Genomic DNA, 19760 nt, shown 5'->3' with positions numbered 1-19760 from the left:
CGGGTCAGACGTGCGGTGTGCGGTCAGGGGAGGCCGTGGAGGTCGAGCGCCGCGAGGGCCTTGGCCTGCGTGGCGAGTTCCACGGCCTCGGGGTGGCCGGTGGCGATGGCGTCGATGACGTCCTGGTAGATCGCCATGACCTCCTCGCGGGCGTCGACCTGGTCGATGTACTCGTCCTCGTTGGCGATGGAGTCCCGAAGGTCGTCCACTCGGGTGTAGATACTGCGAACGGTCACCTGCATGAGCGTTCCTCTCTGGAGATGGGGTGTGGCGAGTGCAGCGGACGTCGTCGCGTCTGCTGCGGTGATGTGGACCGGTCGGTTCCCCCACCTCCCCGGCCTGTGGGGCTGAGGCAGCAGAGGCACCGACGTCGTTACGTAGCCATCTGGGCGAGGTTTCTGATGGCGGAGTGGAAGCGGGGAGCGAGGGTCACAATGCGCAGCTCGCACCCCAGCAGGCACCACACCGGCTCCAGGCCGGGATGCTGCTCCCACTCGCGAACGGAGAGCCGTCCGATCGCGAAGGCGGCCGTGCGGGCTGCCAGCCGCTGCATCTCAGCCTTCGTGTACCACCCGGCACCCTGGGTTTCCCGCGGATCGGGCCTCAGCGAACCAGTCGCCGTGGCGGTGTAGACGGTCCAGAAGTGTCCCGACTCGGTTACCCCGGCGGGCCGTGTGCGCCGACACCAGGTGGGGATCCACCGTTCGGTGACGCTCGTGGCGCTGAGTGTTGTGACGTCCAGCCCGACCTCTTCGGACACCTCAGCCGTGGCGACATCAGCGAGCGTTGCCAGCGCGCTGTGGTCCCCTGCTGTGTCGAGGTCGGCATGGCCTGCGACCGGCGCGAACCCTGATGGGGCCGTACCGCGGCGAATGAGCAGGGTCTGGCCGCGCTCGTTGGTCACCAGCACCCCGACCGTGCGCTGATCACACATCTTCGGCATACGCGTGTGTGTCCTTCCTGGTTGGTGGGAGTCCGGTCTCGGCTGTGTGTGCGTGGCGGCTGACAGCCGGGACCGTCTGAGTGGAACGTGCGGGCCGTGTAGCCCCGACACCACCCCGAAGTGGGGTGGCACCGGCGTCACACGGACATATGAAGCGGTCCCTGCCGGCAGCTATTGGGCAGGGACCGCGTGGTCACCGTTGTCTCGTCAGTGCTGAATCACGTCGAGATACACCCGAACCTGATCCCGGGCACCGCCGCGATTCGGATACGGCTGTGAGCGCTGCTGGACCTCCAGGTCGTGATCGGCCTCCAGCAGGTCAGCCAGCCACGCGACGTTTTCGCGGTGCCCGCACAGCCGGACGCTCACCGGCTGGTCACGAAGATGCGCCATCGTCCGTCCTTCCTGGTTGGTGGGGGACCGAGCTACAGCTCGTTGGGCGCCAAGGTGAACGACGTCACGCTGAACGCCGTTCGGTCGCCAGCGAAGTGGAGGTCAGCCGCGGCACCGATCACCTCCGAGAACACCTGCTGACGCGTCATTCCCGGCGCCACCTCGGACGTGCCATCCACATACCCGGTCTGGAAGCCCGACGCTGGTCCCGCCGCGATGTAGCTCAGGACCCAGTGGTACGTCGTGGTCTCTGTCGTGGTGCCTGCCGTCTCGTAGAGTCCAGCCGGGCTGTTGGGAACGGAAGAGTGCATGAAGACCTCCTGGTTGGTGGGGGTGGGCCGTGTAGCCCCGACACCACCCCCGAAGTGGGGTGGCACCGGCGTCACACGGACGCATATGGCGCAGCCCATACCTGTGTGGACCACGGCTTCCTCGACGTCGTCCCTTGTCAGCTCGGGATAGAGGTCGAGGCGAACCACTGTCTAGTTGTCAAACCACCAGCGCCCGGCGCTTCCACACCCACCGAAGCGGGGAGTCCGCCTTCCGAGCTTCACTTGCCTATCTCGGCTATGCATCTAGCTTGGCTAGCCAAGCTAGATGAGTCAATAGGGTCTAGGAAGTTTTTTCTAGGTTGGCTAGGCAGGCTGGCGTACCCTAGGGTCATGAGCCTTGACCCGGAAGATCCACGACCCCCGTTTCAGCAGGTCGCAGGCGCTCTACGCGCCGCGATCCTCACCCGCAAATTCGAGCCCGGCGAGAAGCTCCCCTCCGGAGCTGAGTTGGCCAAGACGTACGGGGTAGCCCGTATGACCGTGCAACAGGCCCTTCGTCTGCTACGCGAGGAAGGGCTGATCCTGACCCAGCAGGGCCGCGGGGTCTTCGTTCGGGAGCGGACCGAACGCCCGGCCGGACTCCGCCCGCACATTGAGCGGGCGTTCAACAGCGACAAGGTGACGATCGACTTCGCGGGGTTCAGCGGCGAGACTCTGTACGGGGCGCTCCACGAGCCGATCGACAAGGTCCGGCACGGTCGTCTCACCCCACGCAGCATTGGGATTCGCCTTCTGGTGCCCAATACACGCCTGCCTATGGGACTCCCGACTCGCCGAGACACGAACGGGGATGACCCGCAATTGCGCGAGCGCATGCACGAGATCATGCTGCGGGCCACCCAGGGCATCGACAACTCAGTGCGGGAGCTGGAGGCACTGGGGCTGGTCGAGACGGCCAATGTCGAGACACGCGTCTTCCCGGTCACTCCCACGTTCAAGCTGTACGTCATCAACGGAGTGGAGACCTTCTTCGGGTACTACCCGGTCCAGGAAAACACCGTGGCCGTTGGGAGCGAATCGACCGAGATCTATGACCTACTCGGGCGTGACGCGATCCTGTTCCACCACGAAGTCGATGACGACAGCGAGTCAACCGGATCACAGCACGTGGCAGAAGCACAACGATGGTTCGACAGCATCTGGACCACCGTGGCGACGGAGCGTGCCGAGTGACTATCGACCTGGGCGAGATCATGCGGCCTGCTCGATGGATCCTGCTGGACTTTGATGGTCCGGTCTGCAGTGCGTTTGCGGGATATCCCGCCCCCGAGGTGGCCGGCACGCTCCGCGAGCAGGCGCACGCCACGGGCGTTGTGGTCCCCGATGCCGTGATGCGCGAGAACGACCCGATGCGGGTACTGAGCGGCCTATACCAGGTGGCTCCGCAGTGGCACGCTGACTTCGAAGCCGCTCTGACCCAAGCCGAGATTGCCTCGGTAGCGGCGGCCTCACCCACCCCGGGGGTAACCCCCATGCTGGGGGTGTGCCGGGAACGCGGGCTGCCGGTCGCCATCGTCAGCAACAATTCGCCAGAGGCGATCCGAGCGTTCGTGGCGGCACACCACCTGGATGTTCTGGTGGACGCGGTCATCGGTCGGGACAAGGTGAGTCCCGAGCTGATGAAGCCAAACCCATACCTGCTCCGGCAGGCACTCGCGGAGCTTGGCGGCACGCCGGATGAGTCGGTGATGGTTGGCGACTCCACGACCGACATCGAAGCCGCACGAGCGGCCGGGACTATGGCCGTGGGCTACGCCAACCGACCGGGCAAAGCCGAGCGCTGGCGCGAGCTGAAGCCCGACGCGATCATCGGTCATATGGGTGAGCTCGCGGCTGCCCTACGTGCCTGAGAGTCGACGGTCCACCCCTCACGCAGAACTCGCAGAACTCGCAGAACTTCGTTTATGCAGTTCATGGGGCTGCGTGCGTCTGCGCAGAATTCGCACAGAACTCCAGCCGATCACACAGAACCTCGCAGCCGCCCGTCAGTGTCCCCTCGACATAACGCCGGGATCATCCGACGCGGTGGGTTGTGTGTGGATTCGCTGGAGTTCTGTGCGAATTCTGCGCAGACAGAATCAATCCGATGACCTGCACAAACAAGGTTCTGCGAGTTCTGTGAGTTCTGCGTACTGCCCCAGCACGCCACCGGGAGCGACAGAGGTTGATCGAACGATACAGGTGTCGGTTCGGGTTGCAGTTTGGGTCGCAGTTCGCACGCGTTCAACGCAGTTCGCATTGGTTCGTTTGCACTGGTCACATGACGTTCTCGCCGAAGCCAAATGGTCCTTCGCAGGACTTTTAATCCGCGGGTTCAGGGTTCGATCCCCTGGGGGCCCACTACGACACTCTGGTCTACGCCCTCGGCAGCGCCGCCGACACCGGCGCGGTGTCGGGCGCCGCCGAGCACGCGTGGACCGTCGCCGGCGACGAGGGACCACCGCGCTCGCCAAGCACCTCGCCACTGGGGACCCCGCGACCGTGGCCGTGGTCGGCAGCGGGATGGCCGGGATCGAGACGGCCGCCGAACTCGCCGAGAGCTACCTGGCGCACCGGATACTGCTGCTGGACGCTGACACGGTCGGCGACTGGTTGGCACCACGTGCCCAACGTCATCTGAGGCGCGTCTTACACCGGCTCGGGGTGGAGGTCCACGACGGGGTTCGCGTCGCCGAGGTGTGTTCCGGCGCGCTGATCACCGCGGAGGGGACCGAGCATCCGGTGGACGCCACCGTGTGGGCCGCTGGGTTCCGTACGCCGAACATTGCGCGCAGCGCAGGGCTGGAGGTCACCGACCAAGGGCGGATTCGGGTGGACGGGACGCTGCGTTCGGTCTCCGACCCGGAGGTGTACGCGGTGGGTGACGCGGCCTTGGCGACGCCGCCGGGCGTGGGTGAGCTGCGGATGTCCTGCGCGGCTGGGATCCCGATGGATTGTGCACCCAACCTGACGGCCACCGTACGGCAGACCCTCCAGACCCCGGTAACGGAGCCGATGGCGGCGCATGCACCGGAACGGAAAAACACCCCTTTCGGGGACTTTGTTCGTCTGTCCCGGTGCCCGAGAGGTGCGTGTATTTCGCTGCGGGCAACGGTATGGCCGGCCACGGAGGTGGAATTTTTCCGTTTCCCTTATCTTCAGTGTTCGTATAGCGAGCCATGGTCAAAGGAGCTCTGACTGGTAGCAGACATGGCCGACGGCAAAGGGGAATCCCCGGTGTCGGGTAGCACAACTAGCCCTTCCTGATGATCTTTCGGTCTGGTAGCGTACGGTAGCGTTGGTAGCCCATCAGGGGCGATGACTATCGGCACCTACTAACGAGTCTCTAGATCGCTGAGAGAGTGCGACGCGGAGGGCCGAACGTTGGGCACCGCCTACATCAGCGAAGTGGATTACCTCGAGCGGGGTATCCGCTGCCCGTACCCGTAGCTGCCTACCAGTGCTGCTGCGGCTCCCTGTTCGTATGGTCTCCGCGCAGTGAGTTCAGCTCCTGATTCGCAACGAGGACACCGTCCGCCTGCTCCGAGTAGCATCCTTGAACCTGTTACGGCGATGGTTGTTCCTTTTCTAAGCGGTATTTATGCCGCCTGGCCCATGTGAACCGATTTTCGCACGTCATTCACAACGCAGCCGCCGACGCATGCCTTGACGTGCGCACCAGCTAGTGCGCACGCGTTTCGAGGAACGGAATCCCTGTTCATCGTGACATGCGTCTGGACGGTTCGTGTCGGGCCCAGCTGCGGAGTCCGCTGCATATCTCAGTGGTTGCGACATGACACATTAATAGAGAAAAGGACAAACGGCGGGTAGCAAGTTTACGCAGCCGTATCGGCGATGGAGGTTACTCAATGCTGGATTACGTTTCTGAGTGGCAGGACGTTCGTTCCTCCTCGGGCGGCGCACCGCTGCCGTGGGGGTACCGTTATCTCCTCTGCCCGCCGCGCTTCTTCGATGTGTGGTACTCCATCAACCCGTGGATGGATCCCGACGTCAAGGTGGACCACGAGCTGGCCCACGACCAATGGCACCAGCTGGGTGTCGCCCTGCGCGAGGCGGGCGCGAAGCTCGAGGAGCTGGAGCCCCTTCCGGAACATCCGGACGCGGTCTTCACTGCGAACCACGGAGTGGTGGACGGCTCCACGTTCTGGCCGGCGCCGATGCGGTTCCCGGAGCGGACCGCGGAGGTCGACCACACCGCGGAGTGGTTCCGGCAGCACAACTGGTCCGTGGCGGATCCTGGATTGGACTCCTCTCAGGAAGGGACCGGCGACGCCTTGTCGTTCGCGGACACGCTGGTGACCGGATTCGGTAGGCGATCAGACCGGCGCGCCTATGACACGTTGTCCCGACGTGCCGGATGGCGGGTGCTTCCGGTTGAGCTCACAGATCCGGCTTTCTACCACATCGACATCGCATTCTGCCCGCTGAACGACCGCACTGCCTTGATCGTCGCGGACGCGTTCACCGAGGAGGGCCTGCGGTGCCTGAGGCGCCTAGTTCCCGACCCGGTGCTGTGCACCAGGGACGAGGGGCTAGCGTTCGCCGCCAACTCGGTGGTCGTCGGGCGGAGGATCGTCATGCCCAGCTGCTCTGCCCGGCTTGGGCGGCTGTTGGAAAACCGGGGCTTCGAGATCGCGGTCAGTGACGTGAGTGAGTTCCGCAAGGCAGGCGGCGGATGCCGCTGCCTCACTCTGCCCCTCGACACCGTGCTTCCCGCACACGACAGCGTCGCCGCGAGGCCGGACGCGCGCATGGACGGGGGTGCGGACAGATGACCGACGCGAGCATCCAGCACATCCTCGACTACCTGGACAGCAAACGCCCCGACACGCCCTGCCTGGTTGTCGACCTCGGTCTGGTGGAACGGCGGTTCCGCGAGTTCACCGCAACCTTCCCCGACACAGATGTCTACTACGCGGTGAAGGCGAACCCGCATCTAGAGGTCATCCGCACCCTCGTGGACCTGGGCGCCTCGTTCGATGTCGCAAGTCCAGGTGAAATCGACCTGTGCCTGGAAGCCGGAGCGTCTCCCGAACGTCTGTCCTACGGCAACACGATCAAGAAACGGCGGGACATCGCGTACGCCTACTCATGTGGGGTGCGTACGTTCGTGTTCGACTCTGCACAGGAGCTGGAGAAGATCGCGGCTGCCGCGCCCGGGAGTCAGGTCCTGTGCCGGATCCGCGTGAGCAGCGAAGGCGCGCGATGGAGCCTGAGCGAGAAGTTCGGGTGCGGCCGCGCTCTGGCGTGCGAGCTGTTGCGCACCGCGCGCTCCCGGGAGCTGGTGCCCTACGGGGTGGCCTTCCACATCGGTTCGCAGCAGCAGAAGCCGGAACGCTGGAACGACGGAATCGCCGAGGCGGCCCGTGTCTTCCACGAACTGGCCTGCGAGGGAATCGCACTTGAGGTGCTGAACCTGGGCGGCGGATTCGCGGCACAGTACCGGGACTCGATCCCGAACCTGGAGAGCTACCGGGAGTCGATCGAGACGGCGGTCAGCCTTAATTTCCCGGACACGCCGCGGCCGCAGCTCGCTGCCGAGCCGGGCCGACACCTGGTCGCCGATGCCGGGGTGCTGCGCAGTGAGATCGTCCTGGTAGCCGACGGTGGGGAACGTGACGGGCGGCGCTGGGTCTACCTCGACATCGGGCGGTTCGGCGGACTGGCCGAGACCGACGGTGAGGCGATCCAGTACCGGTTGAGCACCAGTCGCGGTGAGCGACCCGAGGAAGCCGCGAACATCGCCGGGCCGACCTGCGACAGCGCGGATGTGCTCTACCGCGACGCTCACTACTTGCTGCCGACCGGGCTCGCCGCTGGTGACCATATCGACATCCACAGTGCCGGCGCCTACACCACCAGCTACGCGTCCGTGGGATTCAACGGGATGCCCCCGCCCGATGTCCACTGCATCGGTGCGACCCAGCAGGCGCCGCGCCACACGGACAGCGCAGGAACAGAGAGCCAGTGATCTTATGGGAACACCAGGGGATACACCGATACAGGGTGCCGACGAATCAGTGCGCAGCATCGTCCGGGCAGAGGTCAAGGAGCTGATCGCGAGCGTCGACGAGTACGACGATGTCGAGGTGATCAAACTCAACGGTGATTTCTGGATTCTCCTGAAGGGAGTTTACGACCCCAAGGAGGACCCGGGGGTCGGCCTCTACCCGGGTTGGGTCCCCTTTCCTGCGGGAGGGGATTTCCTGGAGATGGGGTGTGGAACAGGAATCGTGAGTGTCGCCGCCGCGCGCGCTGGATGTCGACGTGTCACCGCGTTAGACCTCGGCCCCGAAGCCGTTCGTAACGCGCGTCTGAACGCCCACCTCCACGGATTCCTGGATGTAGTGCACGCACGGGAGAGCGACCTGTTTTCGGCGGTCGACGATGATGAGTACTTCGATGTGATCTTCTGGAATCCACCGTACCTGAACCCCTCGGACGATCTCGCCACCGACAACATCCACACCGCATTCTACGATCCGGGTTACCTGATACTGAGTCGCTTCCTGGATTCGGCCTGGGGACATCTTCGACCCGGTGGGCGCCTACTTCTGGGATTCGGTAGCGACGGTGATGTGGAACTACTTCGGAGCGTCACCAAACGAGCCGGGATCCATATATCTACTCTGGCCGAGTCGACCCGCGAGTACGAGACGATCCAAGGACAGGTCTCGATCGACTACTGGCTGCTGGAACTCACACTGCCGCGCGCGGGCAACCTCCCGCCGCACGGTATATGACCTGGTCGTAGACCCCGAAACGGCACCCCCCATCTCCAGTGGGCGACAGTGAAAGGGATCAACTTGACTCACACACGCAACATCTCGTTCGGCGGCTCCGTACTGCTTCTTGGATGCGGATCGGTTTCGCAGTGCCTGCAACCCCTACTTCTCCGGCACCTGACCATGGATTTCCAAAAGCTGACCATCCTCGACATGGTCGACCGGCGAGACACGATTCCCGACACCCTTTCCGCAGGCGCGAGCTACGTGCGCCACACACTCACCCAGGACAATCTGGAGTCCACGCTCGAACAGTACGTCGGCGCTGGCGACCTGGTAATCAACCTGACCTGGAACATCGATGGTGCGCAGATCGTCGAGTGGTGCCACGACAACGGGGTGCTGTACGTGGACACTGCGCTGGAGGCCTGGGAGTCCGCCGCGGACCTGCTTGAGCTGCGCCCAACGGAACGGACGCTCTACGCAGCACATATGGAGATACGGGAGCTCCGCGACTCGTGGGACGAGCCCGGTCCCACGGCCGTGGTCGAACACGGGGCCAATCCGGGCCTGGTGAGTCACTGGACCAAGGTGGCACTCGAGGACATCACGAACGAGATCCTCAAGACTGGCGGGGCAGCAGAGCAGCCGACGGTGTCGGTCGAACGACGGGAGCGACTCGAGAGTGCGCTCGCCGCGCCGGACTACGCGCGCCTGGCGATGGAAACCGGGGTCAAGGTGATCCACATATCCGAGCGCGACACCCAGATCAGCAAGCAACCCAAGGAGGTCGGCGAGTTCGTCAACACCTGGTCGGTCAAGGGACTGTTCGAGGAGGGCATCGGGCCGGCCGAACTCGGCTGGGGCACGCACGAGCTGAACCTACCGGACCTCGCCTACGTCCATGAAAGTGGGCCACGGAACCAGATCTGCCTCGCCCGGCCGGGAAGCAGCACCTGGGTCAAGTCGTGGGTTCCCCTGGGCGGGCCGATCACCGGCATGATGATCCAGCACGGCGAGGCGTTCACGATCAGCGACCACCTGACGGTGTGGGACGAGGGAGTACCCGTCTACCGGCCCACCGTGCACTATGCCTACCTGCCCACCGATGCCGCGATCGCGTCCCTGCACGAGTACCAGATGCAGGGTTTCCAACTCCAGACGCGACACCGAATCATGAACGACGACATCCTGAGCGGACGCGACGAGTTGGGCGTCCTCCTGCTCGGGCACGACCTCAACGGATGGTGGACCGGCTCCCAGTTGAGCATCGAGGAGACGCGGCAGTTGGTTCCCCACCAGAACGCGACCACACTTCAGGTCGCGGCCTCGTTGCTGGGGGCGATCTCATGGATCGTGCGTCACCCGGACCGCGGCCTGTGCGTGCCCGACGACATCGACCACCACGAGGTGTTGTCCGTGGCGGACCCGTACCTCGGTGAACGCGTATCGGTGCCGACGAACTGGCGGCCCACCGCCATGACCAACCCCTTCGCCGGCTTCGACGGCGCGAGGTCCGGCGACGACCCGTGGCAGCTGCGGAACTTCCTGGTCAGATAGGCGATCCCGCGTGCACACTCGTCCACCACCGCAACCGAGCAACAGAATCTGTGATGAGAAATGACAGTGCAGTCGCCGGACACCTCGCGACGCGCGTTGTGGAGCTGGATCTCGTCCTACAAATGGACGTTCTCCGGAGTACTGCTGCTCGGCCTCGGTGCGCAGACGGCTGGCCTGGCCCAGCCGCTTGCGACCAAGGCCATCTTCGACAGTCTGGCCACGGATGCCAGTCTGTTCCTGCCGATCGCCATTCTGCTCGCTCTCGCGGTGTTCGGCCTCACCTTCAACTACTTCGGTGAGTACGCCAGTGGGCGGCTCAGCGAGCGCGCCTCGCGCGACCTTCGAAGCGCCGTGTTGCGGAGGATCCTGGCCTCGCGGGTGGGACAGATCGAAGGATTCCCCAGCGGGGACCTGCTGTCGCGAACCAGCTCCGACATGCGGCTGGTCCAACAGACCGCCATCCCCGCCCTGGTCGACATACTGGTGGTGCCGCTGACGGTCCTCGCCGGCGTGACGTTCATGTTGATCATCGACCCGGTGCTGGCACTCGTCGTCATCGTGGTTCTCGGCGTCGCGACCGTGGCGCAGTACCTCCTGTTCCAGCAGATCGCGACCTACACCGAGGTGGCCCAGGACCATCTGGGCCGCGCGACCGGGGTGGTGAACCGGGTCCTGCTCGCGCTTCGCACGGTGAAGTCGGCACGCACCGAGGGCCGGGAGGCGGCAGAGTTCGACCGCCACGCGGGCGCCGCGTTCCGTGCCGGCGTCCGGGTGGCACGGCGCCAGGCCCTGACCGACACCACCACCTACGCCGCCGTGGACCTCACGTTCCTCATCGTGCTCGCGGTGGGCGCGCTCCGGCTCAGCACCGGCGCCATCGGCATCGGTGACCTGGTCGCGATCCTGCTGTACGTCATCATCATCCAGGAACCGCTGGAGTCACTGGTCGGATCGATCACCGAACTCGCCACCGGGCTCGCCGCGCTGCGACGGGTAATGGTGCTCCTCCGGCTCCCGTCGGAGGAACACCCTCCTGCGGTGGTGGAGCATTCCCGCACGGCCAACGGGCTGCCACCGGCCGCCGCCGACGGCCGCGCTCCTCCGTCCGCTGCCGTCTCCCTGCGACGCGAGATCGAGTTCTCCGGGGTGTGGCTGGCCCATGACGAGCGTCCGGTGCTGCGCGGGCTCACGATGCGCGCCCGACCCGGGCTCACCGCTGTCGTCGGCCCGTCCGGAGCCGGCAAAACCAGCACGCTGAGCCTGATCCAACGATTCGTCGACCCGGACCGGGGAGCAATCCGGCTCAACGGGACGGACATCCACCAGATGCGCCTGTCCGAATTACGAAAACACATCAGCTACGTCCAGCAGGAGGCCCCACTGCTGGGCGAAACGATCCGGGAGGCAGTGTGCTACTCGGCCACCGACCTGGACGAGCGGCGGATGTGGCAGGTCCTGGAATGGGTCGGACTCGTGGAGTGGGTGGCCGACCAACCGGCCGGACTGGACACACCCGTCGGCGAGGGTGGAGTGCGGGTCTCCGGGGGGCAGCGGCAGCGCCTGGCCGTGGCCCGCGCCCTGCTGCAGGACGGTGCGGCCATCCTGCTGGACGAGGCCACCTCACAGCTCGATCCGCCCAACGAGCAGCGGCTCGTGGACTCGCTGGTCCGGCACAACCGGGACCGGATCATCATCGCGGTGACCCATCGGCCCTCGCTGGCCGTACAGGCCGACCAAGTGATCATGCTTATGGACGGCGTGGTGTGCGCGTCCGGCACCCATGCGGAGATGCTCACCAATCCCGCGTACCGCAAGCTCATCAGCAACTGGAACCCGCAGCTCGACGTGTCCTGACGTCGCCACTGAATATTTCACTGGAGAGTGATTACGTTGTCGGAGAAGTACAAGCAGGTGATCCTGAACGAGGTGGGCGAGTTCATTGACGATCTCTACTCCGACGAACGGCCGAGCGAGTTCAAGCTATTGGGTCTGCGCTGGACCCTGCTTAAGGGGGTCTACGACCCGAGCACAGACCCCGCGGCGTGGTTGGATGTCAAGAAGTTGCCGTACCCCGCGGGTGGACGGTTTCTTGAGATGGGATGCGGCGCCGGAATGGCTTCGGTCTATGGCGCACTGCGCGGGTGCACTGAGGTCGTTGCGGTCGACATGGTTCCGGAGGCCCTGGAAAACACGCGCGTGAACGCGGAACGCCACGGTGTCGCCGACCGTGTCCGCACCGTACAAAGCGATTTGTTCACCGGGATCGACTCGGCCGAGCGGTTCGATCTCATCTATTGGGGATCGCCATTCATCGAGCCTCCGGAAGGCTATACGAGCGACGACGCGCATCCCGCCTACTTCGACATGGGATACGTGAGTCACCGTCGTTTCCTGAGAGAGGCGCGCGACTATCTTTCCCCTGGCGGGCGACTTTTTCTCGGATTCGGCTCCGAGGGGAACTGGGAGTTGTTGAACCAGATCGCCACGGAGATCGGCCTGCGAACCTCGGTGGTCGCCGCGACTTCCTACATCGAGGAGGACGAGGACAACGAGGCGGACGAGGCCGGCGTGCTCGAGTTCGGCGCGTGGCTGGTGGAGTTCCTGCCCGCCGGACACGAGTAGCCCGCCGGAGAGCCCGCCCGGTCTGTTGGACTGTGTACGAGGAGGTGCACGTCGCTTCGCTTGCAAACGTGCGTGACCGCATGAGTGTGACCCCGTGGACGCCCCGAGGGGGGCTGGGCCCGCGGCTCGCGGAACTGTCGCTGGTCGGCGAGGACCATGACTTCGGCGACGACATCAACCGAGCGCATCGCGTGCTGTTGGATCCGCGTGCCGCCGAACCTGAACAACGGTCGGTGTTCCGCGACTGGCTACGGCGGAGCCAACCCTGCCTGTTCGGCCGGCTCGCCGCGCGGCAGGACCGGGGCGGCGATGTTGGCCGCGAGCGAGGCGAGGCTGCCGATGATCAGCAGGCTCCCCGGCAGCACCCCGCCGCGCCGGCCCTGGCGGGCGTCGGACAGCAGCGTCATCGACGCCGCCACGATCATCCCGTCCACAGACAGGGGAAACAACGCCGCACGCCACTCCGGTTCCCCGTGGCGCAGCGCCAACTCGTACATATGCGAGTAGGAGACAACCGCGGCGATCAACGCCAACAGCATCACTGCGGCGATGGTGATCCAGCGGCTCCAGCGGGAGGTGACCATCACCGATCACGCCCATCGACGGACTCCTCAGCGCCGGACTTGGCCTCTCCCGCGCGTTTTCCCTGCACAGGCCCGTAGGGAAGACCGATGATCGGGCCTTCGACGACCGGGATGGGGTTCGTATTCAGGGAAGCTGGGCCCACCCAGCTTGACCAGGGCGTTCGCCCGTTGCGGGGGACGCCCTTGGTGGTTTGACGGCTGCGGTTGACGGCAGCCGCCCGCTATTCCGACCCGCCGACCGGGCCGGGCGATGCGTCGCCATCCTCGTCGCTTCCGGTTTCGTCGAGCGCGTCACCGAGCGACACCCGGAGATCCGGGATCTCGTCCTCACCGTAGCCCTCGTCCTGGTGGATCGCGTTGGTGACCAGTTCACTGACCACCAGCTGGGCATCAACGCGGGTCTCGCCGTCGGTGATGCGAGTGCTCAGGACGATCGCGCTCCCGGGTGCTCGCTCCGGGCCAGTGCGAACACGGCCGCGCGCCTCCAAGGAGCCGCGCCACTAGTACGGCCGCACCCGGGCCGGCCCCGCCGCCAGTGCCTCCTCCGTGGCAGCGCCCCGGCGAACACCGGCGAACAGTGCACCAGGTGCTGGCCACCCCTGGTTGGGGGCGCCCGGCGGTCCAGACACACCTGACTCGATGCGGCCTGGACCGGGCTCCGCTACTCCTCGTGTCCCGCCAGGTAGCGCTGCGGCAGGTCCACCAACATCGTGGTGATCTGCTCCTCGGTGACCCCGCGTTCCCGCACGTAGGGCAGGACGTCGTCGGCGAGGTGTCCGTAGTGCCAGTCGGGAACGAAGGCACGCACGTTGGGGTCCAGCCAGTCGATGTAGCAGGAGGCGTCCTGCGACAGCACCATCCGTTCCGCGAAGCCGCGGCGGCACATCTCCACCAGGGTGTCCGCACGCGCTTCGAAGGTTGTTTCCACATTCACCCCGAAGCGGTCCATTCCCAGGATGAATCCGGCTTCGGCCAGCTCCGAGAGGTGGTCGACGTCCGTTGTGTCGCCACTGTGCCCGAGGACAATCCGGTCCGGCGGCACGCCCTCCTCGTCGCACAGGACACGTTTCACCTGCCAGCCGGTGTGGCTTCCCGGGTGGGTGTGGACCGTGACCGGTGCCCCGGTTCGGTGGTGCGCCACGGCCACCGCCCGCAGGATGCGCTCTACCCCCTCGGTAAGTCCGGGCTTGTCGATGGCGCATTTGAGAACCGCCGCGCGCACTCCGGTGTCGGCGATGCCTTCGGTAAGATCTCGCACGAACATGTCCACCATCGGATCCGGAACGTCGGCGCCAACCAAAGGCGTCAGGGCGGGCCCGCGGTAGTGGAAGTACAGCGGCACATCGGTGTAGGTGTAGCACCCCGTGGCCACGAGAATGTTTAGTTCCGGGACCTGCTCGGCGACCCGTTGGATCCGTGGAATGTAGCGCCCCAGTCCGGGAACCGTAAGGTCCACCAGGGTGTGCACTCCCTGTGCGGCGAGGGCGCGCAACCTGTACACGGCATCTGCGACGCGTTCCTCCTCGTCACCCCACTCCTCGGGGAAGTTCTGCTGGATGTCCGGGGTCAGGACGAAAATGTGCTCGTGCATGTAGGTGCGGCCCAGGTTGTCGGGGGAAATCGGGCCACGCACGCTGGGAATCATGGTCGTCGTGCTCCTCTACCGTGCCGCAGGGATTGGGGGGCGGGGGACACTGGCAGCCACGGCACCGGCCCTGCATCACGGATCTCGGGCCGACCGCTCGGTATGCTGGCGTCATGGTATCCACACACCGCGCCCCAGCCACAGCAAGCGCGGATGACCCCACGCCGACAACCCGCAGTCGGGATGTCCGTAGCCGTCTGGTGGACGTGGCGGCCGAATTGTTCGCCCGCCACGGATTCGAGGGCACATCGGTGCAGACGGTGGTCGAGGCCGCCGGAGTCACCAAGGGTGCGATGTACCACCACTTCACGTCCAAGGACGACCTGCTGTACGAGATCTACGCCCGGGTGCTGCGCACCCAGATCAACCAGCTACTGCGGATCGCCGAGCTGGATCTTCCCGTGGACCAGCGGGTACATGCCGCTGCCGTGGACGTGGTCGAGAGCACCATCGCCAGCCTCGACGACTCGATCATCTTCTTCCGGTCGATGCACCAGCTGGGGCCGGATAAGCAGATGCAGGTCCGAGCCGAACGTCGCCGCTATCACGAACGGTTCCGCGACATGATCGAGGAGGGCCAGCGCACCGGCGTCTTCTCCTCCGCAGTACCCGCCGATCTGGTGGTTGACTACCACTTCGGGGCCGTGCATCACCTGTCCACCTGGTACCGCGAGGGTGGCCCCTGGCGCGCCACCGACGTCGGCAACTACTTCGCCGACATGCTTCTGTCCGCGCTGCGTCCCTGACGGTGCGGCCCCGTGGCCATCGGGATGCGGGAACGTCGACTGCGTGGCAACCGCATCACGAGGAGCCTCGACAAGGATCCGGTCCTGTCGCCGGGTCTACCAACGGCGACGCGCGAGCGGTATACCGCTCGCGCGTGCCATGAAGGGGCAGGTATGCCCCGGTTCGTGTCGTGCCCTACTGGGCCCAGCGCTTGATCTCCTTGCGGGCCAGCGACGCCTTGTGCACCTCGTCGGGGCCGTCTGCGAACCGCAGTGTGCGCACCTGCGCCGCCCACTGTGCCAGGGGGATGTCCTGGCTGAGCCCGGCCGCGCCGTGCACCTGGATGGCCTTGTCCAGGATCCATTCCACCGTGGTGGGGGTGGCGATCTTAATCGCCTGAATCTCGGTGTGCGCCCCTTTGGCGCCCTCCGGGCTGGTGTCCATGAGCCAGGCGGCCTTGAGCACCAGCAGCCGCAGCTGCTCCAGACGGACCCGAGCCTCGGCGATCCAGTCCCGCACCACACCCTGCCCCGCGAGGGGCTTGCCGAAGGCCACCCGGTCGGCGGCTCGGCGACACATGAGCTCGATGGCACGCTCGGCAATGCCGATCGTGCGCATGCAGTGGTGGATCCGGCCCGGACCCAGCCGAGCCTGGGCGATCGCGAACCCGTCGCCTTCGCCCCCGATGAGATTATGTGCCGGAACCCGCACATCGGTCAGCGTGAGTTCCGCATGCCCGCCGTGGTCGGAATCGTCGTACCCGTACACGGTCATGCCCCGTCGGATCTCCAAGCCGGGCGTGTCCCGGGGCACCAGGATCATGCTCTGTTGGCGATGGCGCTCCGCGTCCGGATCGGTCTTGCCCATCACGATGAAGATACGTGCGTTGGGGTTGAGGGCTCCGGTGATCCACCACTTGTGGCCGTTGATCACGTAGTCGGAGCCATCCCGTTCGATCCGGGTGGCAATGTTGGTGGCGTCCGAAGAGGCCACGTCCGGCTCGGTCATCGCGAACGCGGACCGGATCCGCCCCGCCAACAGGGGCTCCAGCCAATCCTTGCGTTGCTGCTCGGTGGCGAACATGGACAGTACCTCCATGTTGCCGGTGTCCGGTGCGGAGCAGTTGAGCGCCTCGGGAGCGATGCGCGGGCTGCGCCCAGTGATCTCAGCGAGCGGTGCGTATTGGAGGTTGGTCAGCCCGGCGCCGTCCGCCCCCGGGAGAAACAGGTTCCACAGGCCCTGGCTGCGGGCCTTGTCCTTCAACTCCTCCATGACCGGCGGAGTGGTCCATGGCTCCCCCGCACGGGACTGCTGCGCGAATACCGACTCGGCCGGGTACACGTGCTCGTCCATGAAGGTCAGCAGCCGCTGTCGCAGCTCCTCGGTGTGGGCGTCGTGTGTGAAGTCCATAGGTGCTCAGTGCTCCTCGAATGCCCGCAGCCCGGCGGCAACCACCGGCTCCACGAGAGCACCGATGCTCTCGAATCCGCCGCCGACGGTGTCTCCTTGGGTGAAGCGATAGTGGATCCCCTCGAGGATCACTGCGATCTTGAAATGGGCCAGTGCCACGTAGAAACCCAGCTCACTGATGTCGGTGCCTGAGGCGCTGGCGTACCGGTCGATCATCTCCGCGGTGGAGAGGAATCCGGGTGCACGCATCGCATCCGACACGGCCTCGCCACCGGTGAGATCACTCATGCCCTCGTAGGAGACCAGCATTCCGAGGTCGGTGAGGGGATCCCCCAGGGTGGCCATTTCCCAGTCGAGTACGGCGGTGATCTGGTCACGGTCGTCGACGAGGAGGTTGTCCAACCGATAGTCCCCGTGCACGACGGCCGTGGGCGCCTGGGGCGGGATTCGCTGCTCCAGGCGGGAGTGCAGCTCGTCGATTCCCGCCACGTCCCGGCTTCGTGAAGCGTCCAGCTGCTTCTTCCAGCGCCGCACCTGACGTTCCAGGAACCCTTCCGGGCGTCCGAAGTCGGCGAGTCCCACCTGGGCAGGGTCGACGGTGTGCAGGGCGGCCAGGCAGTCCACCATTCCCTGGCAGATCGCCCGGGTCCGCTGCGGGCCGAGCGGTTCCAGCTGACTGGCCTTCCGGTACGGCGTCCCCGGAACTTTGGCCATGACGTAGAACGGGGCACCCACAACGTCGGGGTCCTCGCACAGCACCACCGTCTCGGGTACCGGAACCGGCGCCTCGGCCAGGGCCGAGATCACCCGGTACTCCCGGCTCATGTCGTGCGCGGTGGCCAGGACGTGCCCGAGCGGTGGCCGGCGCACCACCCATTGCGAGATGCCGTCGGTGACGTCGTAGGTGAGGTTGGAGCGGCCGCCGGGAATCACCTCGGCCGACAGAGGGCCGCGGAGCAGCCCGGGCCGCTGCTCGTCCAGGTAGGAAGCGAGGCGTTGCAGGTCGATCCCGGGCGGGTCGCCGTCGCGCGTGGGCGTGTCCTCGGCGGCGCTCATCGCGTCACCTCGATGGAGACACGTCCCGCCGTGGTGCCGTCGGCGAGCTGCTGAACCGCGTCCGGCACGTCGTCCAGCCCCCGGCGGGCGGTGACCAACGGGCGCACGATGCCGTCGGCGGCGAGGGTGGACAGCTCGTCGTGCGCATACCGGATGGCCTTGGGGTCGCGGTGCTGGTACAGGCCCCAGTGCAGCCCGAGAATGGAGTAGTTCTTGACCAGGGGGTGCCCCAGGGCCGGTGTGGGGATGGTGCCGCTGGCGAAACCGATCACCACGATCCGCCCCTCAAAGGCGATGCACTTGGTGGACCAGGTGTAGGCGTCCCCGCCGACCGGGTCGAAGACCACGTCGGCTCCTCGGCCGGCCGTGGCTTCCTTCACCGTGGCAACAACGTCCTCGCGGGTACGGTCGATCACCATGTCGGCACCCAGCTGGCGGGCGACCTCGGCCTTGTCCGGACTACCGACCACGCCGATGACGGTGGCACCCGCGGCCTTGCCCAGCTGGACGGCTGCCGAGCCGACACCGCCGGCCGCGGCGTGCACGAGGAGGGTCTCCCCGGACTGGAGGGCCGCCCGACGGTGGAGCGCGAACCAGCCGGTCTGGTATCCGATGAAGAACGCCGAGGCCTGGGCGTCGTCCAAGGCTGTGGGCGCCGGCAGCACCTGGTCCGCGCGCAGTAGGGACTCCTCGGCGAACGCACCTGCCGGAAGCTCTGGTGAACCGATGACGCGGTCACCTTCGGCGAATCCTGTCACTCCCTCGCCCAGCGCGGACACCTCGCCGACGAGCTCCACGCCGGGGGTGAAGGGAAGGTCCGGCCGGACCTGGTAGTGCCCCCGGCACAGTAGGGCATCCGGAAAGTTGGCCGCCGCCGCGCGGACCCGCACCCGCAACTGCCCGGGTGCGGGTGCGGGAGCCGGGATGTCGGCCAGTTGGAGCACCTGTGCGGGCTCACCGAGTTCGTGGACCTGCCAGGCCTTCATTCGGCACTCCCATCAATACGTTGTTGTAGTGTGCGCATCCCGCGCAGCCAGCGGTCGGTGTCGGCTGCGCGTGCCTGGTAGTAGTCGTGCACCTCGGGATGCGGAAGGATCAGGAAACGTCCCTCGGTGATGCCCTCCCACACCGCGTCGGCGACCTGCCAGGGCTCGATTGCGGTGGGGCGCAGCAGGACATCTCCCATGGGGCCGGAGCCCTCCAGCATCTGGGTACGCACACCCTGTGGACAGATGCAGTGCACCGTGACGCCACGATGCCCGTAGGTTGCCGACATCCATTCGGCGTAGGCCACGGCTGCGTGCTTACTCACGGAGTAGGGAGCCGAGCCCAGTGCGGTGAGCAGACCCGCGGCCGAGGCCGTAACGACGAAGCGGCCCTCCCCGCGGTCCAGCCATTCGGGAAGCAGGGCCCGGGACGCCCGAACGTGGGCGAGCGTGTTCACCTCCCAGGAGTGCTGCCAGGTCTCCTCGTCGGTGTCGGGCCCTTCCCCCGCGGCCGTACCCGCGTTGGCACAGAAGATGTCAATCCGCCCGAGGTGTGCGCGGGCTTGCTCGAGAAGCTCGGCAACCCCCTCCTCGGTGACCGCGTCCCCGGGAACGGCATCGCCGTTGATCTCGGCGGCCACCGCGTGGGCCGCATCAGCATCCAGATCATTGACGACGACACGGCCACCCTCCGCCGCCAGGCGGTGTGCGATGGCCCGCCCGATGCCGTGCCCAGCTCCGGTCACGACCACGCCCGAACCGGCTATGTTCACCACGG

The 19760-nt window shown here is 66.0% G+C and carries 21 protein-coding genes; 10 read left to right on the top strand and 11 right to left on the bottom strand.

Annotated features, from left to right (window positions below; translation table 11 throughout):
* Positions 1-23: 23 nt before the first annotated feature.
* From RIF23_RS14690 to RIF23_RS14675, 4 genes are all read right to left on the bottom strand, one after another.
* Positions 24-242 carry a hypothetical protein gene (locus RIF23_RS14690; RefSeq protein WP_310913101.1) on the bottom strand — a complete coding sequence of 73 codons (219 nt, stop codon included), beginning with the start codon at positions 240-242 and terminating at the stop codon, positions 24-26.
* A 131-nt stretch (positions 243-373) separates the two neighbouring features.
* Positions 374-943, bottom strand: a complete 570-nt coding sequence (locus tag RIF23_RS14685; protein WP_310913100.1) for an NUDIX hydrolase — start codon at positions 941-943, stop codon at positions 374-376.
* A 207-nt stretch (positions 944-1150) separates the two neighbouring features.
* On the bottom strand, positions 1151-1336 hold the full coding sequence (locus tag RIF23_RS14680; RefSeq protein WP_310913099.1) for a hypothetical protein: 186 nt from the start codon (positions 1334-1336) through the stop codon (positions 1151-1153).
* Positions 1337-1368: 32 nt separating this feature from the next.
* Positions 1369-1647: a hypothetical protein gene (locus RIF23_RS14675; RefSeq protein ID WP_310913098.1), complete on the bottom strand. Its 279-nt coding sequence runs from the start codon at positions 1645-1647 to the stop codon at positions 1369-1371.
* A 351-nt stretch (positions 1648-1998) separates the two neighbouring features.
* On the opposite strand from RIF23_RS14675, the gene RIF23_RS14670 reads away from it, so the two are divergent.
* From RIF23_RS14670 to RIF23_RS14630, 9 genes are all read left to right on the top strand, one after another.
* The gene (locus RIF23_RS14670) at positions 1999-2841 is read left to right on the top strand and encodes a GntR family transcriptional regulator (protein WP_310913097.1); all 843 of its coding nucleotides are present in this window, start codon (positions 1999-2001) and stop codon (positions 2839-2841) included.
* Positions 2838-3518: an HAD family hydrolase gene (locus tag RIF23_RS14665; RefSeq protein ID WP_310913096.1), complete on the top strand. Its 681-nt coding sequence runs from the start codon at positions 2838-2840 to the stop codon at positions 3516-3518. The genes RIF23_RS14670 and RIF23_RS14665 overlap by 4 nt, the downstream gene beginning before the upstream one ends.
* A 562-nt stretch (positions 3519-4080) precedes the next feature.
* Positions 4081-4845, top strand: a complete 765-nt coding sequence (locus RIF23_RS14660) for an FAD-dependent oxidoreductase (protein ID WP_310913095.1) — start codon at positions 4081-4083, stop codon at positions 4843-4845.
* Positions 4846-5516: 671 nt separating this feature from the next.
* A complete protein-coding gene (locus RIF23_RS14655; RefSeq protein ID WP_310913094.1) occupies positions 5517-6443 on the top strand; it encodes a dimethylarginine dimethylaminohydrolase family protein in 927 nt (308 codons plus the stop codon).
* On the top strand, positions 6440-7639 hold the full coding sequence (locus RIF23_RS14650) for a type III PLP-dependent enzyme (RefSeq protein WP_310913093.1): 1200 nt from the start codon (positions 6440-6442) through the stop codon (positions 7637-7639). Before RIF23_RS14655 ends, RIF23_RS14650 begins: the two co-directional genes overlap by 4 nt.
* Before the next feature lie 49 nt (positions 7640-7688).
* The gene (locus tag RIF23_RS14645) at positions 7689-8411 is read left to right on the top strand and encodes a methyltransferase (RefSeq protein ID WP_310913092.1); all 723 of its coding nucleotides are present in this window, start codon (positions 7689-7691) and stop codon (positions 8409-8411) included.
* Between the two features lie 63 nt (positions 8412-8474).
* Complete coding sequence (locus tag RIF23_RS14640) at positions 8475-9953, top strand: saccharopine dehydrogenase NADP-binding domain-containing protein (RefSeq protein WP_310913091.1); 1479 nt, start codon at positions 8475-8477, stop codon at positions 9951-9953.
* Positions 9954-10013: 60 nt separating this feature from the next.
* Positions 10014-11807 (top strand): ABC transporter ATP-binding protein, encoded by a 1794-nt coding sequence (locus RIF23_RS14635; protein WP_310913090.1) that lies wholly within the window; start codon positions 10014-10016, stop codon positions 11805-11807.
* A gap of 36 nt (positions 11808-11843) precedes the next feature.
* On the top strand, positions 11844-12575 hold the full coding sequence (locus RIF23_RS14630; protein WP_310913089.1) for a methyltransferase: 732 nt from the start codon (positions 11844-11846) through the stop codon (positions 12573-12575).
* A gap of 248 nt (positions 12576-12823) precedes the next feature.
* On the opposite strand, the gene RIF23_RS14625 is transcribed toward RIF23_RS14630, so the two are convergent.
* The 3 genes from RIF23_RS14625 to RIF23_RS14615 all read right to left on the bottom strand — a co-directional run bounded on the left by RIF23_RS14625 (position 12824) and on the right by RIF23_RS14615 (position 14804).
* Complete coding sequence (locus RIF23_RS14625) at positions 12824-13159, bottom strand: DUF2637 domain-containing protein (RefSeq protein ID WP_310913222.1); 336 nt, start codon at positions 13157-13159, stop codon at positions 12824-12826.
* Positions 13160-13380: 221 nt separating this feature from the next.
* On the bottom strand, positions 13381-13647 hold the full coding sequence (locus RIF23_RS14620) for a hypothetical protein (RefSeq protein ID WP_310913087.1): 267 nt from the start codon (positions 13645-13647) through the stop codon (positions 13381-13383).
* Positions 13648-13820: 173 nt separating this feature from the next.
* On the bottom strand, positions 13821-14804 hold the full coding sequence (locus RIF23_RS14615; protein ID WP_310913086.1) for a phosphotriesterase family protein: 984 nt from the start codon (positions 14802-14804) through the stop codon (positions 13821-13823).
* A gap of 113 nt (positions 14805-14917) precedes the next feature.
* Here RIF23_RS14615 and RIF23_RS14610 point away from each other — a divergent pair, with 113 nt between their 5' ends.
* On the top strand, positions 14918-15550 hold the full coding sequence (locus RIF23_RS14610; protein WP_310913085.1) for a TetR/AcrR family transcriptional regulator: 633 nt from the start codon (positions 14918-14920) through the stop codon (positions 15548-15550).
* Positions 15551-15725: 175 nt separating this feature from the next.
* Here the strand turns inward: RIF23_RS14610 and RIF23_RS14605 are convergent, their stop codons facing one another.
* Genes RIF23_RS14605 through RIF23_RS14590 form a run of 4 tightly spaced genes read right to left on the bottom strand, consistent with a single transcriptional unit; the run spans position 15726 to position 19755 of the window.
* Entirely contained in the window at positions 15726-16940 is a 1215-nt protein-coding gene (locus tag RIF23_RS14605; RefSeq protein WP_310913084.1) for an acyl-CoA dehydrogenase family protein, read from the bottom strand.
* A 6-nt stretch (positions 16941-16946) separates the two neighbouring features.
* Positions 16947-17996 carry a phosphotransferase family protein gene (locus RIF23_RS14600; protein ID WP_310913083.1) on the bottom strand — a complete coding sequence of 350 codons (1050 nt, stop codon included), beginning with the start codon at positions 17994-17996 and terminating at the stop codon, positions 16947-16949.
* On the bottom strand, positions 17993-18982 hold the full coding sequence (locus RIF23_RS14595; protein WP_310913082.1) for an NADPH:quinone oxidoreductase family protein: 990 nt from the start codon (positions 18980-18982) through the stop codon (positions 17993-17995). Before RIF23_RS14595 ends, RIF23_RS14600 begins: the two co-directional genes overlap by 4 nt.
* A complete protein-coding gene (locus RIF23_RS14590) occupies positions 18979-19755 on the bottom strand; it encodes an SDR family oxidoreductase (protein ID WP_310913221.1) in 777 nt (258 codons plus the stop codon). The genes RIF23_RS14595 and RIF23_RS14590 overlap by 4 nt, the downstream gene beginning before the upstream one ends.
* Positions 19756-19760: the final 5 nt, after the last annotated feature.

The organism is Lipingzhangella rawalii (genome assembly GCF_031628175.1).
Classification (GTDB): Bacteria; Actinomycetota; Actinomycetes; order Streptosporangiales; family Streptosporangiaceae; genus Lipingzhangella_A; species Lipingzhangella_A rawalii.
This window is presented reverse-complemented; position numbering and strand designations above follow the sequence as displayed.